The sequence below is a fragment of the Piscinibacter defluvii genome, assembly GCF_004011805.1.
Taxonomy (GTDB): domain Bacteria; phylum Pseudomonadota; class Gammaproteobacteria; order Burkholderiales; family Burkholderiaceae_C; genus Piscinibacter; species Piscinibacter defluvii.
In genome coordinates this window covers 815035-828393 of the sequence record NZ_ML137196.1, presented here as the reverse complement: position 1 = coordinate 828393, position 13359 = coordinate 815035, and the positions used below count along the sequence as shown (strand labels likewise).

The 13359-nt window shown below is 73.0% G+C and carries 13 protein-coding genes; 7 read left to right on the top strand and 6 right to left on the bottom strand.

Annotation, left to right across the window (positions count from 1 at the left end; all coding sequences use genetic code 11):
* Positions 1 to 31 precede the first annotated feature (31 nt).
* A complete protein-coding gene (locus D9C15_RS03705; protein WP_127996058.1) occupies positions 32 to 559 on the bottom strand; it encodes a flavin reductase family protein in 528 nt (175 codons plus the stop codon).
* An 80-nt stretch (positions 560 to 639) separates the two neighbouring features.
* On the opposite strand from D9C15_RS03705, the gene D9C15_RS03700 reads away from it, so the two are divergent.
* The 4 genes from D9C15_RS03700 to D9C15_RS03685 are packed head-to-tail and all read left to right on the top strand — an operon-like array spanning position 640 to position 4589.
* A complete protein-coding gene (locus D9C15_RS03700; RefSeq protein WP_127996057.1) occupies positions 640 to 1176 on the top strand; it encodes a sigma-70 family RNA polymerase sigma factor in 537 nt (178 codons plus the stop codon).
* Positions 1177 to 1178: 2 nt separating this feature from the next.
* Positions 1179 to 2015, top strand: coding sequence for an anti-sigma factor family protein (locus D9C15_RS03695; protein WP_127996056.1), 837 nt, complete (start codon positions 1179 to 1181; stop codon positions 2013 to 2015).
* Between the two features lie 28 nt (positions 2016 to 2043).
* Entirely contained in the window at positions 2044 to 3639 is a 1596-nt protein-coding gene (locus D9C15_RS03690) for an AmpG family muropeptide MFS transporter (RefSeq protein WP_127996055.1), read from the top strand.
* Between the two features lie 23 nt (positions 3640 to 3662).
* A complete protein-coding gene (locus D9C15_RS03685) occupies positions 3663 to 4589 on the top strand; it encodes a M48 family metallopeptidase (RefSeq protein WP_127996054.1) in 927 nt (308 codons plus the stop codon).
* Here D9C15_RS03685 and D9C15_RS03680 read toward each other — a convergent pair whose 3' ends face one another.
* A complete protein-coding gene (locus D9C15_RS03680) occupies positions 4590 to 5237 on the bottom strand; it encodes a Crp/Fnr family transcriptional regulator (RefSeq protein WP_240668273.1) in 648 nt (215 codons plus the stop codon).
* A 93-nt stretch (positions 5238 to 5330) separates the two neighbouring features.
* On the opposite strand from D9C15_RS03680, the gene D9C15_RS03675 reads away from it, so the two are divergent.
* From D9C15_RS03675 to D9C15_RS03665, 3 genes are read left to right on the top strand one after another with little or no spacing between them, the layout of a single operon-like run.
* Positions 5331 to 7121, top strand: coding sequence for an adenylate/guanylate cyclase domain-containing protein (locus D9C15_RS03675; RefSeq protein ID WP_127996052.1), 1791 nt, complete (start codon positions 5331 to 5333; stop codon positions 7119 to 7121).
* Positions 7122 to 7157: 36 nt separating this feature from the next.
* Positions 7158 to 8258 carry a phosphatase PAP2 family protein gene (locus D9C15_RS03670; RefSeq protein ID WP_127996051.1) on the top strand — a complete coding sequence of 367 codons (1101 nt, stop codon included), beginning with the start codon at positions 7158 to 7160 and terminating at the stop codon, positions 8256 to 8258.
* Between the two features lie 20 nt (positions 8259 to 8278).
* Positions 8279 to 10132, top strand: a complete 1854-nt coding sequence (locus D9C15_RS03665) for a S8 family serine peptidase (protein WP_127996050.1) — start codon at positions 8279 to 8281, stop codon at positions 10130 to 10132.
* Here D9C15_RS03665 and D9C15_RS03660 read toward each other — a convergent pair.
* The 4 genes from D9C15_RS03660 to D9C15_RS03645 all read right to left on the bottom strand — a co-directional run bounded on the left by D9C15_RS03660 (position 10113) and on the right by D9C15_RS03645 (position 13338).
* Positions 10113 to 10829, bottom strand: a complete 717-nt coding sequence (locus D9C15_RS03660) for a helix-turn-helix transcriptional regulator (RefSeq protein WP_127996049.1) — start codon at positions 10827 to 10829, stop codon at positions 10113 to 10115. The two genes, D9C15_RS03665 and D9C15_RS03660, sit on opposite strands and share 20 nt — an antisense overlap.
* Positions 10830 to 10940: 111 nt before the next feature.
* Entirely contained in the window at positions 10941 to 11582 is a 642-nt protein-coding gene (locus tag D9C15_RS03655) for an MBL fold metallo-hydrolase (RefSeq protein ID WP_240668272.1), read from the bottom strand.
* Between the two features lie 3 nt (positions 11583 to 11585).
* Positions 11586 to 12650 carry an asparaginase gene (locus tag D9C15_RS03650; protein ID WP_127996048.1) on the bottom strand — a complete coding sequence of 355 codons (1065 nt, stop codon included), beginning with the start codon at positions 12648 to 12650 and terminating at the stop codon, positions 11586 to 11588.
* Positions 12651 to 12711: 61 nt separating this feature from the next.
* Positions 12712 to 13338: a nucleoside/nucleotide kinase family protein gene (locus D9C15_RS03645; RefSeq protein WP_127996047.1), complete on the bottom strand. Its 627-nt coding sequence runs from the start codon at positions 13336 to 13338 to the stop codon at positions 12712 to 12714.
* Positions 13339 to 13359 lie beyond the last annotated feature (21 nt).

The window sequence follows — 13359 nt, the reverse complement described above, 5'->3', positions numbered from 1 at the left end:
CCGGGGGAGTTTGCGGCCACCCGGCCGGATATCAAGCCGGGCCGAGCGGCAGCTCCGTGTAGTAGCGCCCGCCGTGGTAGAGCAGCGGGGCTGCGCCGGCCACGTGGCTGCAGCGCTCGACCTCGCCGACGAAGATCACGTGGTCGCCCTCGTCGTAGCGGCTGCGGTTGAAGCACTCGAACACCGCGACGCAGCCGTCCAGCACCGGCGCGCCGGCGGTGCCCGGGTGCCAGGCCACGCCGCTGAAGCGATGTGCGGCCGGGCCGGCGAAGCGCTCGGCCAGCGCGCGCTGGTCGGCGCCGAGGATGTTGATCGCGTAATGCGAGCCGGCACGGAAGGCCGGGAGCGTGCCGGCGCGCCGGGCCAGGCTCCACAGCACCAGCGGCGGTTCGAGCGAGACCGAATTGAACGAGTTGGCGGTCAGCCCGACCAGGCGGCCGTCGCCGGCGCGCGCCGTGACCACCGTCACGCCGGTGGCGAACATGCCCAGCGCGGCGCGGAACTCGGCCGGCGAAAAACTCGGTGCGCGGGCGGCCGCGGGGGCGGGCGGGGTCGACATGCGCGACATTGTCCGGCAAGGCCCGCGCCCGGCCGGGAGGTGCGGGGAATAATCGCGCGACACCGGCCGTAAGCGGGAACATGCCGCACCTGGACGCCCCCGACGCCTTCCGCCAGCAGCTGCTGGGCACCATCCCGCGCCTGCGGCGGTACGCGCGTTCGCTCGCCTTCGACGCCGGCACGGCCGACGACCTGGTGCAGACCGCGCTGGAACGCGCGCTGGCGCACTGGCACCAGTTCGACCAGCGGCGCGACATCCTGGTGTGGACGCTCTCGATCGCGCACAACGCCTTCATGGACGAACGCCGGCGCGAGCGCCGCATGAGCGTGGTCGACCCGCAGGAGGCGCATGGCGCGCTCGACGCCCTGGCCGCGCCCGGCCACGACGTCGGCCTGCGGCTGGACCTGCTGGCCGCGCTGGCGCAGCTCTCGCCCGAGCAGCGCGAGCCGCTGCTGCTGGTGACGCTCGAGCAGTTCAGCTACGCCGAGTGCGCCGAGGTGCTGCAGATCCCGGTGGGCACGGTGATGTCGCGCATCTCGCGCGCCCGTGCCGCGTTGCGCGAACTGCTGGATGGCCGGGCCGCGCCGGGCGCGCGTGGGCTGCGGCGGGTGATCTGACCATGAACCAGAAACCCATCGACGACGACCTGCTGAGCGCCTGGCTGGACGGCGAGCTGGACGAGGCGCAGCGTGCCCAGGTGGAGGCCTGGCTGCGCGAGCACCCCGAGGACGCGGCGCGCGTGCGCCTGTGGGCGGCGGATGCGCAGGCGCTGCGCGCCCGGCTCGAGCCCGTGCTGGCCGAGCCGGTGCCGGCGCGGCTGGAGCAGCGTGTCTGGCGGCGCACGCCGGCCGGTGCGCCGTGGCTGCGCTGGGCGGCCGCGGTGGCGCTGCTGGTGGGCGGCGGGCTGGTCGGCTCGGCGCTCACCTGGCAGCTGCAGCGCCAGCAGGCCGGGCGCCTGGCCGCCGTGCCGGCCGCACAGGGCTGGGTGCAGCGCGCCGCCGTGGCGCACAGCGTCTACGTGCCGGAGGTGCGCCACCCGGTCGAGGTCAAGGCGCAGGAGGAGCACCTGGCGCGCTGGCTGACGCGCCGGCTCGACCGCCCGGTCAAGCTGTTCGACCTGCGCGCGCAGGGCTTCGAGCTGGTCGGCGGTCGCCTGCTGCCCGACGCCGCCGGCCCCAGCGCGCAGCTGATGTACCAGGCCGTCGGCCCGGTGGCCGAGGGCCTGCAGCCGCAGCGCGTGACCGTCTACCTGCGCAAGCCCGAGGACGACACGCCGGCCGCCTTCCGCTACGAACAGCGCGGCGAGCTGGGCATGTTCTACTGGGTCGAAGGCGCACGCGGCGCGCGGCCGGCCTGCGGCTACGCGATCGTCGGCGCGCTGCCGCGCGAGCGCCTGCTCGCGCTGGCCGAGGCGATCGAGCGCCAGATGCCGGAGGACACAACCCCGGCCCGGTAGCCCGCGGCGGGCTTTCTAGAATGGGTCGATGCCCACGAGCCGTGCCGCCGCGCCCGCCCCGACCGTTGCGCAGCGCGCCGCCGCCGCGCACCGCCTGGCCGCCGTCACGCTGCTGGGCTTTGCCAGCGGCCTGCCGCTCGCGCTCACCGGCCAGGCCATGCAGGCCTGGCTCAGCATGGAGGGGCTGGACGTCGCGACCATCGGCTTCCTGAGCCTGGTCGGCATCCCCTACACCTTCAAGTTCCTGTGGGCGCCGCTGATGGACCGCTTCGAGCTGCCGCTGCTCGGGCGGCGGCGCGGCTGGCTGGTGCTGACCCAGCTCGCCCTGGCCGGGCTGCTGCTGCTGCTGGCCGGCACCTCGCCGACCGGCGCGACACGCGCCTTCGCGCTGCTGGCCGTGGCGGTGGCCTTCGTCTCGGCCTCGCAGGACGTGGTGATCGACGCCTACCGCACCGATCTGCTGAGCGCCGGCGAACGCGGCCTCGGCTCCTCGCTGAACGTGCTGGGCTACCGCCTGGCGATGATCCTCTCGGGCGGCGTGGCGCTGATCTGGACCGACCCGGCCAACGCGGCGCACGGCGGCGCCTGGAGCTGGCCGGCGGTGTACCGCCTGATGGCCGCACTGATGGTCGGCGCAGCGCTGGTCTCGGCCTTGCTGCTGCCGCGCCTGGCGGCCGCGGCCCGGCCGCAGACCGTGGCGCGGCACGACCTGCTCGGCTTCGCCGCGGTGCTGGCCGCGGTGGCGGCGGGTTACCTCGTCACCGACCGCGCGCTCGCGCCGCTGCTGCGTGGCCTGATCGCCGGGCCGGGGGCCGGCGCGCTGGCGGCCAAGTGGGCCGACCTGGCGGCGCTGCTGGCCGGCATCGCGGTCACGCTGCCGCTGGCCGCCTGGGCGGCGCGCCGGGCGCGCTTCGAGACCCTGCTGTCGGGGCTGGCGAGTTACTTCGCGCAGCCGGGCGCGGCGGCCTTCCTGGCCTTCATCGTGTTCTACAAGCTCGGCGACGCCTTCGCCGGCTCGCTGATGACGCCCTTCCTGCTCAAGAGCATGGCCTTCGGGCCGGCCGAGGTGGGCGTGGTCAACAAGGTGCTCGGGCTGTGGCTGACGATCGCCGGCGCCCTGGTCGGCGGGCTGCTGATGCTGCGCCTGGGCCTGTGGCTCGCGCTGCTGCTGTTCGGCGTGCTGCAGATGGCCAGCAACCTCGGCTTCTGGTGGCTTGCCGTGGCCGGCAAGGGCCAGCTGGCGGGGCTGACGATCCCGGCCTTCGACTGGGGCTTCGTGCAGCTCGCGCAGCCCACGCCGGTGGATGGCGGGCTGCTGCTGGTGATCGCGGCCGAGAACCTCTCCGGCGGCATGGGCACGGCGGCCTTCGTCGCCTTCCTGATGAGCCTGTGCAACCAGCGCTTCACGGCCACGCAGTTCGCGCTGCTGTCGGCCTTCGCGTCGGTCGGGCGGGTGTGGGTCGGTCCGCTGGCCGGCGTGCTGGCCGAGGCGATCGGCTGGCCGGCGTTCTTCGTCGTGTCCACCGTGGCGGCGCTGCCGGCGTTGGCGATGCTGTGGTGGCTGCGCCGGCCGGTGCGCGCGCTGGAGGTCGACCCGAAGACCGCGGGCGCGACCGACGATTGAACGCTGCCTAGAATGGACCTGCCATGACGCCGACCTTCCGCACCGATGCCGACGTGCCCCTGCCCGCACTGGTGCACGCGCGCGGCTGCCGCTGCGCGCTGCACGGGCGGCGCCTGTTCACCGGCGGGCTGCTGGCCGTGGCTGCCTTGCCCGCGCTGGCGCGCGAGGGCGTCGACGTGGGCCCGCGCTCGAGCTTCTCGAAGCTGGTCTCGGCCGACCAGATCGAGCAGGCCGCCGCGGCGCAGTACCAGCAGATGCGCCAGCAGGCCTCGTCCAAGCGCGCGCTGGCCGGCGACGACCATCCGCAGCTGGTGCGCCTGCGCGCGATCGCGCAGCGCATCATCCCGCACACCTACGAGTGGAACGAGCGGGCGCGCAGCTGGAAGTGGGAGGTCAACCTGATCGGCAGCAAGGAGTTGAACGCCTTCTGCATGCCGGGCGGCAAGATCGCCTTCTACCACGGCATCCTGCAGCAGCTGCAGCTCGACGACGACGAGGTGGCGATGATCATGGGCCACGAGGCGGCCCACGCGCTGCGCGAGCATGCACGCGAGCGCATGGGCAAGACCGCCGCCACCCGCATCGGCGTGGGCCTGGTCTCCTCGCTGCTCGGCCTGGGCAACACCGGCGACGCGCTGCTGAACATGGGCGGCCAGCTGCTGACGCTGAAGTTCAGCCGCGAGGACGAGTCCGAGGCCGACCTGATCGGCATCGAGCTCGCCGCGCGCGCCGGCTACAACCCGCACGCCGGCGTCACGCTGTGGCAGAAGATGGCCGAGGCCAGCAAGGGCGCCCCGCCGCAGTTCATGAGCACCCACCCCTCGGGCCCGACGCGCATCCGCGACATCGAGGACAACCTGCCCAAGGTGGAGCCGCTGTATGCGCGGGCGGAGAAGCCGGCGCGGCGGTATTCGCCGCCGGCGGTGAACGCGATCTCGGGCCGGGGCTGATCACCATCGGCTGGGCAGCGGCCGCAGCAGCACCAGGCCGTCCTTGCCGGCGCTCAGGTAGCCGCCCAACTCGAGGTCCTTCATCAGCCGGGTAACCATGCTCGGCGAGGCGCCGACCAGGTTGCCGAGGCTGCGGTGCGTCAGCCGCTGCGCGATGCGGCCGTCCGGCGCGGCCATCGACTCGAGCTGGCCCTTCAGTCGGCCGTAGGCGTCGTTCAGCGCGAGCTGCTTGGCGCTCAGCGTGGCGGCACGTGCGCGGCCGATCACCTTGGCCAGCAGTTCGAAGGCGAACTCCGGATCCGCGGCGATGTGCCGCTTGAGCGTCACGCGCGTGACCATCGCGCACAGCGTGGGCTCGAGCGCCTCGACGCTGGCCGAACGCGGGCCGCCGTCTAGGCTCATCTCGCCGACGTACTCGCCGGGCCCGTAGGTGCCCAGCGTGATCTCGCGACCGCGCTCGCTGCCGCAGAACGCGCGCACCCGGCCGCTGACGACGATGTAGAGGGTGTCCCCGCGGGTGCCCTCCTCGATCAGGTGCTCGCCGCGCCGGAAATGCGTCAGTGCGCCATGCCGGGCCAGCTGGCGCAGGCTCGCGGGCAGGGCCGAACAAGGGTCCTCGCCGGCGGAGGCTGAGCGATCGACGACCACGAACAGACCTCCCCCTGTCCCTCACCTGGCCCTTGTGGAGCCCCATCGGCATCCACCAGAATCAGGATGTAACCAGATTCTAGGCAGTCCACCATGCATCCGGCCGGAGCGAGGGAGGAAGGTGCACCGGGAATCCATCGGCTGCGCCGCGCCGTGGTCGTGGTCGACCTGGTGGATTCGGTCCGGCTGATCGACGGGGACGAAGCGGGTGTCATCGACCGGTGGCGCCGCTTCGTCAACGAGGTGCGCACCGAGGTCCTGACGGGCGACGGCGCGCGGATGGTCAAGAGCCTGGGAGACGGGATGCTGCTGGAGTTTCGCCATGCGCCACCGGCGGTCGCAGCGGCCCTGGACATGCAGCGCCGCATCGGCCGCTACAACGAAGGCCGTGGCAGCGATGCCCAGATGTGGCTGCGCATCGGGGCCCACACCTGCGAGGTCGTGGCCGACGAACTCGACATCTACGGCAGCGGCGTCAACCTGGCCGCGCGGCTGTCGCGCATCGCCGGGCCGGGCGAGATCGTCATCTCGCCGGACCTGCGTGACGAGCTGATCCCCGGCATCGACGTGCACACCGAGGACCTGGGCGAATGCGAGGTGCGCGGCCTGCACGGCACCGTGCGGGCGCACCGCGTCGTGCCCGTCGACGGGCTGCCCGCCGTGCACTGGCCGGACAGCCTGGTGGACGCCCGCGCCAGCATTGCGGTGCTGCCGCTGCGCATGCTGGCAGCGGGCGACGAGGCGCAGGCGGTGGCCGAGCTGATCGTCGACGACATCATCCAGGGTCTGTCCGTCACGCCGCACTGGCGGGTCGTCTCGCGCCTGAGCACCGTGGTCTTCCGCGGCCGCGATGTCACGCTCGCCGAGTTGCACGAGCGGGTCGGCGCGACCTACGTGCTCTCCGGGTCGGCCGTCGTGAACGGCGGCCGCGTGACGCTCCGGGTCGAACTCGCCGACGCGCAGCACGCGGACGTGGTCTGGGCCGACTCGCTCGGTTTCGAGTTCGCCGCGCTGCTGCTGCCCGACCACGTGGCGACCCGGCCGGTGATCGACGGTGTGGCCTCGGCGATCTTCCGCTATGAAATGCGGCGCAGCCGCTCGCAGCCGCTTCCCACCTTGCGCAGCTACACGGTGCTGTTCGCCGCCGTCGGGCTGATGCACCGGCTGTCGCTGCACGATTTCGAGCGTGCCTGGGAACTGCTGGAGCAACTGGCCGAGCGGCACCCGCATGCGCCGGAGCCGCTGGCCTGGATGGCCAAGTGGCACGTGATGAAGGTGGCGCAGGGCTGGAGCCACGAGCCGCTGGCGCAGGCCGGGAAGGCGAGCACGATGACCGAGCGGGCGCTGGAGCGGCAATCCGACCACGCCCTGGCGCTGGCCATCGACGGGCTGTCGGCGGCCTTCCTGCGCGGCGATCTCGACACCGCCGAGCGGCGCTATGGCGCGGCCATCGAGGCCAACCCGAACGAGGCCCTGGCCTGGCTGTTCCTGTCGGCGCTGCATGTCTACCGCGATCGGGGCGCGCAAGCCGCCGAGGCGGCGGGCCGGGCCTTGAGCCTGTCTCCGCTGGACCCGATGCGCTACTTCTTCGACAGCTTCGCGGCGACGGCGATGCTGGCGGCCGGACGGTACGACGAGGCGATCGCGCTCGGCCGGCGCTCGATCCGCGCCAACTGCACGCATCTGCCGACCTACCGCTCGCTGGCGATCGCCCAGGCGCTGTCCGGCGACGAGGCCGGCGCGCGCGAGTCGGTGCGGGGACTGCTGCGCGTCGACCCGGCCTACTCGATCGCCGTGTTCCGCGAGCGCTACGCGGGGCGGGCGTCGGCCCACGTGCAGCGTTATGCCGATGCATTGCGCAGCGCCGGCCTGCCCGAAGGTTGAACGCCCCCAAGAACCCGTTCCAGAGGAGGAACTGCCATGGCTACATCGACCAGCGCCGGACTGATGTCGCTGCTTGCGCACCGCACTGCGCACGGCGACGCCCACCGCACCTCGGCTCCGGCCGGCGCGGTGGCGCTCGAAGACTACGGCTTCGCCGGCTTCCCCGGCAATCCCTTGCTGGCCAGCGCGCTGAACGAGGCCCGCGAGGCCGTCCTCCTCGAGCACCGCCCGGCCGAGCTCGGCGGTGCCGGCGACATCGGCTCACACATCGCGGACCTGCCCGTACCGGAGGACGCGACGCGCCTGGCGGAATGGGGCCCGGGGCCGAGGGCCGCGCTGGCGGAGTTCGAACTGCTGACCCGGGTGTCCTTCGTGCCGCCCGCAGATGGCGGTTCGCCTGCCATCCTGAACGATGCGGACGGTGGCGAGATCGTCCGCATCACGCGGCCGCCGATCGGACTCTTCCGCGCCCAGCTGGGCGACGTCGATGCGCAGGCCGGCGGCCGTGACGGGCGTTCCGCCGAGGTGCTGACCCAGGTCGCGCCGCCGATCGCGTTCTACGCCTCGGTCGTCAATCTGCGCGCGCACCGGCACCGGCGCACGATGGACCTGGTGAACGCGGCGATCGTATTCGCCAACACGACGGTGATGCGGTTCAAACACAGCTTCGCTTGCCCGCGCCCGAGCGACTTCTCGGCGGCCATCCAGCCGCTCGTCGAGGTGCCGCCGCACGCGAGCTTCCCGGCCGGGCATGCCTGCGAGGGACAGGTCATCGCCACGGTGCTGGCCGCGCTGATCCCGAATGCGGCCGGCAGCAACCTGGGCGACATCCTGCGCAGCGTGGCCTTCCGCATCGCCGAGAACCGCATCGTTGCGGGCCTGCACTTTCCGGTCGACAACCTCGCCGGGCGCCTGCTGGGCGATGCGCTGGCGAGCTACTTCATCTCGCGCTGCACCCCGAGGATCTGGCATGCGGGCCGCTTCAACACGGTCGCCGCGGGGGACGCGGCGCTGGCCAAGGCGGTCGATGGCGAGGCACCCTTCGGCGGCTACCGCTGCGAATCCGCGGAGCGTCCGCTGTCGAGCCCCAATCGCCTCCTCGCGCAGCTGTGGGCCGACGCCCTGACGGAGTGGTGAATCGAGCGCAGGAGCCCACCATGCCGTGGAACATCGTGAACGGGCCGGCACAGGCGGCCGAGCCCTACCTGGCCTGGAGCGAGGCCACTGGCTTCGCCGGCCATGCCGCAGCAGGCCTGCCCGGTGCCCGCGTGCCGGTGCTGCTGCGCCTGCGTCCGGGAGACACCATCGACCGGCTCGAGCAGGACGGCCTGCTGAACGCGCCCGGGCTCTACCGGCGGGCGCCGACGGACTTCTGCGTCGGCCACGCACCGATCGCCGGGCTGGGCCGGCTCGCCGAGGAGGTCGAGGCCATGGAGTTCGGCTGGCCCATCGCGGCCGGGGCCGTGGACGGCACCTTGTCCGCGGTGCCCGAGGAGCGGCGGCGGCTCGTGGTCGGTGTCGTCGACCGGGACTTCGCGTTCCTGAATCGCGTGTTCCGCAAGTCCGCCTCCGGCGTGGAGAGCGGTCAGACGCGCATCCTCAGCCTGTGGGACCAGTCGCGCCGGCCGAGCGGCCCGTGGCAGCGCCCGCGCGACGTCGGCTATGGCCGCGAACTGGACCGCGGCGCGATCGACACGTTGATCGCCAGGTTGGCGGCGGGCGAGTCCGAGCGCGAGCTCTATGCCGAGCTCGGCTACACCGGCAGCGCACCCGGCGCAAGGCCCGACGCGTGGCACGGCACCTTCGTCGCCGACGTGGCGGCGGGGCTGGTCGGCAGCGAGCCGGCCACGGCGGACTCGGCCAAGCCGGCCTTCGATGATGCCGCCACCACCGCCGAGCTGATCCTGGTCAGCCTGCCGACCCTCGAGCGCGGCGACACCACCGGCGCCACGCCAGCACCGTTCTGGCTCGACGCGGTGCGCTTCATCGTCGAGCGTGCCGGGCCGGGAGCGCAGGTCGTCGTCAACCTGAGCGTCGGCATGTTCGGCGGCCCGCACGACGGCACGTCGCTCATCTCCGGAGCGCTGCAGGAGCTTCTCGCGCTGCGCAGCAGCAACCTGGTGCTGGTCATCTCGGCAGGCAATGCGCAGGCGCAGCGCTGGAGCGCCAGCGGCACGCTGCCTGCCGCACCGGATGGCAGCGCCCGCCTCGCGTGGCGGCTGCAGCCGAACGACATCACCGACAGCTTCCTCGAGCTGTGGATGCACTCGGAGGATGGCGAGCCGGTCGACGTCGAACTGAGCGTCACCCCGCCCGGCGGCGACCGGCTCGAGGCTGGCTGCCTGGTGGGCCAGGCCTGGGAGCTGCGCCGTGGCGACGGGCGGCTCGTGGCGCGCGTGGCGCTGCGGGCGATGGCTGGTGGCCGGGCGATGGCGCTGCTGTCGCTGGCACCGGTGGCCGGCCGACGGGCCGCAGCGTCGCCGGGGCGCTGGCAGGTCGAGATGCGCAATCGCGATGCCGGGCGTGCGGTGCACCTTCACGCCTGGATCCAGCGCGACGAGCCGCCGCTCGGTTTCGACCAGCCGCTGCAGTCGGCCTTCGACGAAGTGGTTGGTGCGCGGGTGCCGGGCGACACGACAGTCAGTGACCTGGCCTGCGAGCCCGGGCCGTTGGTGGTCGGCGCGGTCGGCCTGCGGGGTGGGGACGAGCGCTCGTACTCGTCGCGCTGCAACCCCGACGCGGTGCGGCCGCGCCTGCGCGGCATCGACCTGGCAGCTCCGGCCGACGCTGGCGCCGCCGACACCGGGCTGGTGGCTGCCGGCGCCCGCAGCGGCAGCCGCGTCCGCATGAGCGGCACCAGCGTGGCCGCGCCGATCGTCACGCGGCGCGTGGCCTGCCAGATGTGGGAGCAGGGGCTCTACGACGCCGCCGGCATCAAGGCTGCATTGGAAGCGTCCACTCAGGAGCGTAGCCTCCCATCGAACGTGCCGATCATTCGCCCGCCGCGTTGAACCGGCTGCCGACCAGCACCCCCATCAACGGCGGCAGCGCCGCCACCTGGCGCAGCAGGCCACGGATGCTCGGCGCGCCGGTCTTCTGGCGGATGCTGCCGATCTGGGTGCGCACGGTGCTGATCGCCACGCCGTGCGCGCGGGCGATCTCGGCCGGCGGGTCGCCAAGGCTGAGGGCGAGCAGCACGCGCGTCTCGCCGCCGGTCAGGCCGTGGATGCGCGCGAAGCTCTCCACCGCCAGTTCGGCGCCCACGCGGCGACGGCCGAGGATCACCAGCGTCGCGCCGCGTTCGTCGCAGCCCAGCGCCGGCAGCGGCACCACCGAGACGCCCACCGGGTGGAAGTGCTTCTGGCCGAGCGTCAGCAGGCGGCGCAGGCCGCGTCGGCTGGCCTGGCGCAGGGCATCGCCGAGCGGCGCCACGTCCTCGGACTCGCGCGCCCGCAGCTCGCGCCCGAGCAGCTGCAGCGGGTGCGATTCGTCCAGCTCGTCGCGGGCCATCCGGTTGACGTGCAGCACCTGGCCGTCCTCGTCGAGCAGCAGCACGCCGTAGTCGATCTCGTTGAGCGCCGCGGCCAGCCAGCGCCAGCCGATCGAGGACGCGGTACGCCGTTCCGGCCCCCGGTAGGCCAACCAGGCGGTCGACGCGCCGTCGAGCAGGGCACGGTCCGCGGTCGAACGATTCAGCAGTTCCAGCATCTTGTCCTCCTGGGGCGGCGTCGGACGGCGCCGTTGGAGAACAGCTTAGGTAAGCGAACGTGTCGAAGGTGGTGAATATTCACCGCGCCGGCGTGGCCGCGGCGCAGGCCCTCAGGTGCCGCCGACGAACGGGTTGCTGCGCCGCTCGCGGCCGAAGCTGCTCTCCGGTCCGTGCCCGGGCGTGAAGCTGACGTCGTCGCCGAGCGGCCACAGCCGCGTGGTGATCGAGCGCACCAGGGTGTCGAAGTCGCCCTGCGGGAAGTCGGTGCGGCCGACGCTGTCGGCGAACAGCACGTCGCCGACGAAGGCGTGCCGCGTGCTCGGCTCGAAGAACACCACGTGCCCCGGCGTGTGGCCCGGGCAGTGGCGCACCTCGAGCGTGCAGCCGCCGACGCTCACCGTGTCGCCGTCGGCCAGCCAGCGTGTCGGCGCGAAGGCCTCGGCCGGCGGGAAGCCGAACATGCGGCTCTGCTGCGGCAGCGCGTCGATCCAGAACTGGTCGCCCGGGTGCGGGCCGACGATCGGCAGCCCGCGCGTGCGCGCCAGGGTGCCGGTGGCGCCGGCGTGGTCGATGTGCGCGTGGGTCAGCCAGATCTGCTCGAGCTCGAGCCCGAGTTCCTCGACGGTGGCCAGCAGCAGCGGCAGGTCGCCGCCGGGGTCGATCACGGCGGCGTGCATCGTCGCGTCGTCCCAGACGAGCGAGCAGTTCTGCTGGAAGGCGGTGACCGGCACGGTGCGGCGGCAAAAACCCAAGGCTCAGTACTCCCAGAAGATGCGCTGCAGGTCGGCCGACGACACGCCGCGCGCCAGCGCCACCATCGCCAGGATGCGCGCCTTCTGCGGGTTCAGGTCGTGCGCGGCGACCCAGTCGTACTTGTCGTCCGGCTGCTCGGCATTGCGCAGCACGAAGCCGCCGCCGACCACGCGTGCCGAGCGGATGATCTGCACGCCCTGGCTGCGCAGTTCGCGCAGCGCCGGCACCACCTGCGCGGCCACCGAGCCGTTGCCGGTGCCCGCGTGCACCAGCGCCTTGAGGCCCTTGGCGGCGAAGGCGCGCGGCGCGGTGTCCGAGGCGTTGCCGTAGCCGTAGGCGATCTCCACCGCCGGCAGCGCCTCGAGGCGCTCGATGTCGAACTCGGAGGCGTTGGTGTGGCGCTTGACCGGCGCGCGGAACCAGTAGGCCTTGCCCTCGACCACCATGCCCAGCGGCCCCCACGGGCTCTTGAAGGCCTCGGTCTTGATGTTGATGCTCTTGGAGACGTCGCGCGCGGTGTGGATCTCGTCGTTCATCACCACCAGCACGCCCTTGGCGCGGCTGTCCTTCGCCGCAGCCACCGTCACCGCACCCAGCAGGTTCAGCACGCCGTCGGCCGAGAGCGCGGTGCTCGGGCGCATCGAGCCGACCACGACGATCGGCTTGTCGGTGCGCACGGTCAGGTGCAGGAAGTAGGCGGTCTCCTCGAGCGTGTCGGTGCCGTGCGTGATGACGATGCCGTCGACGTCGGGCTGCTTGACGAGCGTGGCCACGCGCTGGCCGAGCTTGAGCAGGTGCTCGTTGGTGAAGCTCTCTGAGGCGATCTGGAACACCTGCTCGCCGCGCACCGCCGCCACCTCGGCGAGCTCGGGCACGCCGGCGATCAGCTTGTCCACCGGCACCTTGGCGGCCTGGTAGGTGGCGCTGTTGGCGGCCGAGGCGCCGGCACCGGCGATCGTGCCGCCGGTGGCCAGCAGCACCACCTGCGGCTTGCCCTGGGCCCAGGCGGCGGCGGCGAGCAGCAGGCCGGCCAGCAGGGCGGCGGTCGAGCGGGGCAGGTTCTTCATGGCTTCTCCTTCGGGGATCGGGGGTGGTTCCGTGCAAGCGCCGTGCCGGTGGCGCTGCAGCTCAGGGGCCGGCCTCTCGCACCACGCAGGTGGCGCGTGGCTTCGTGGCGGCGATGCGGCGTGCGTTCGGCTCGTCGGTCGTCTCGACCCAGTCGCGCGCCTCGTCCTCGCTGCGGCCGAAGCGCATGTGGCGCGCCACCAGGCGCTGCCGGCGCAGCGCATCGTCCACCTCGACGTACCAGCATTCGTCCAGCAGGCCGGCCACGGCCGACCAGGGGGCCTCGTCGAGCAGCAGGTAGTTGCCCTCGGTGATGATCAGCGGCGTGCGCGCCAGCACGGGAATGGCGCCGGCGATCGGCTCCTCGATCTCGCGCCGGAACTCGGGCGCGTAGACGATCTCGCCCGGCCCCTGCGTGCGCAGGCGCTGCAGCAGCGCCACGTAGCCGGCGGCGTCGAAGGTGTCGGGCGCGCCCTTGCGCCCGGCGCGCCCGAGCCGCGCCAGCTCGACGTTGGCGAGGTGGTAACCGTCCATCGGCACGACCATCGCCCGTTCGCCCAGGTGCTGCGCCAGCGCCGCGGCCAGGGTCGACTTGCCGGCGCCGGGCGGGCCGACCAGGCCGAGCAGGCGCCGGCCGCCGCGGGCCAGCAGGGCATCGACGCGGTCGATCTGTTCGCGGGTGAGCTGCATGGGCGCGACTCTACCGAGGCG